The sequence below is a fragment of the Escherichia sp. WS338 genome (assembly GCF_046486405.1).
GTDB lineage: Bacteria > Pseudomonadota > Gammaproteobacteria > Enterobacterales > Enterobacteriaceae > Escherichia > Escherichia coli.
Window position 1 is genome coordinate 1 of record NZ_JBJQLL010000090.1, and the last position, 2,037, is coordinate 2,037.

Annotated in this window: 1 protein-coding gene and 1 pseudogene; both read left to right on the forward strand. The window is 47.1% G+C overall.

Annotated elements, in window-relative coordinates; translation table 11 throughout:
• Positions 1 to 108: 108 nt before the first annotated feature.
• Positions 109 to 1,155 (forward strand): annotated as a pseudogene (locus tag ACJHWT_RS25320) (HlyD family type I secretion periplasmic adaptor subunit); the annotation flags it as partial.
• Positions 1,156 to 1,353: 198 nt separating this feature from the next.
• Positions 1,354 to 2,037, forward strand: a 684-nt coding sequence (locus ACJHWT_RS25325; RefSeq protein ID WP_171921465.1) for a hypothetical protein, incomplete at its 3' end; no start/stop codon positions are given.

Consider the following 2,037-nt stretch of genomic DNA (forward strand, 5'->3'; position numbering starts at 1 on the left):
ACCATACGAATCGCCCGCTGACGGACTTCGGGGGAAAAACGAGTATTTTTAGTCATCCTGTTTACCTCTTTCTCAGGGAGTTTAGTCTCCAGGATTTCCGGGGCGGTTCAGGGGAGTATTATTCCCGGCAGCAGGGAGCAGGTTATACAGACCCTTGACCCGGGTATTTTGAAAACACTTGAGGTCAGGGAAGGAGATATTGTTGAGAAAGGTCAGGTACTGCTGACACTGGATGATACCCGAAGCTCTGCCATGCTGAGGGAAAGTGAAGCCCGGGTGAATAACCTGGAAGCAGTCAGGGCAAGACTCCGTGCAGAAGCTTATTCCGAATCACTGACATTTCCGGATGACGTGCCTGCAGATTTGAGGGAGAGGGAAAGTACTGTTTATCGACTACGAAAGACTGAACTGGCACAAAGCATCGCCGGCCTTAAGCAGAGTAAGGCTCTGCTGGATAAGGAAATAGCAATGACCCGGCCAATTGTGCGTGAAGGGGCGATGTCGGAAGTCGAACTGTTACGTATGCAGCGTCAGTCAGCGGAGCTGCAGTTACAGATGGATGAGAAACAGAATAAATACCTGACGGAAGCTGGAGCTGAACTAGTGAAGACAGAAGCAGAGCTTGCACAGGCAAAAGAGAATATGGCTGGCAGAGCCGACCCGGTTGAGCGTTCACGTATCAGGGCTCCCCTGAGAGGCATCGTAAAAAATATTCGGGTAAATACTTTGGGAGGCGTGGTTTCTGCAGGACAGGACATAATGGAAATTATTCCGCTGGAAGACCAGTTGCTGATTGAGGCTTATATAAATCCACGGGATGTTGCCTATGTCAGAACAGGGATGCCGGCACTTGTAAAACTGACGGCTTATGACTATGCCATTTATGGTGGTCTTGACGGAGTGGTGACACTGGTAAGTCCGGATACTTTACGTGACCAGAAACGGCCGGGAGATTTAAAACTGGATCCAAATGAAGCATATTATCGAGTACTGGTTACTACCAGTAATAATTATCTGACAGACAGGAACGGAAAAATATTGCCAGTTATTCCTGGCATGATAGCCAGCGTGGATATAAAAACAGGACAGAAAAGTGTATTTCAGTACCTGATTAAACCAATCACCAGAATGAAACAAGCTCTTCAGGAACGATGATTTATTATATTATTAATATCATGGCTCCGTAATACAGACACTCAACAGGAAGTCTGTATCGTATCGCAATGAAAAAATAATTTTATTAAATTTAAGGAGAATAAGTCACGTATAGAAATTATTATTTTTCCACCTCTGGAAATGATTAATTTATTTTATATTGATAATCGCAGGTTTTAATTAGCCTAAGGATTTTATATGAAAATGATTTTTACCGGTAAGGTCAGCGGAGAAAAAACCGTGCTGACTGTCGGAGGTCGTCATACAGTTAAAGCACAGCCCGGGGAGCAGTATGGACTGATCGATGAGGTGACCGGCCTAGTGCCTGACGGTGTTGAGGCGGATCGCTCCGGTGATGATTTAATTCTGCGTAAAAAGGAAGAAGATACTGAGGTCCGGATAGAGGGATTCTGGGAAGAATGCCAGCCCGGGGAAACACAGTGTACGGCGGTATTTAATATTGTTGGGGAAGATGGACAGGTCACCGAAGCCGTACTGACTCAGGATGGCCCGGTGCTGGATGATATTACTGCCGGACAATCGGGAACCTTGTCAGATGATGATCGTGGCGGTTTTATATGGTTGGGCGGTCTGGCATTTGGTGGGGGACTGGCTGCTATGGCTTTAGCTGCAGGTGGCGGTGGAAGCAAACATAGACATGAAAATGATGACTCTGATACTACAGCCCCATCGTCACCAGCACTGAAGGCAGAGGATGACGGTTCTGTTTCTGTTGAGCTGCCGGGTGATGCCAATAAAGGCGATACCGTAGATGTCACCTTTGAAGATGAAAAAGGTGGTAAGCACACCGTGACGCTGGAGAAAGGGGATAACGGCTGGACATCCAGTGATCCGACGCTGATCCCGGACAGCACTGGCGAT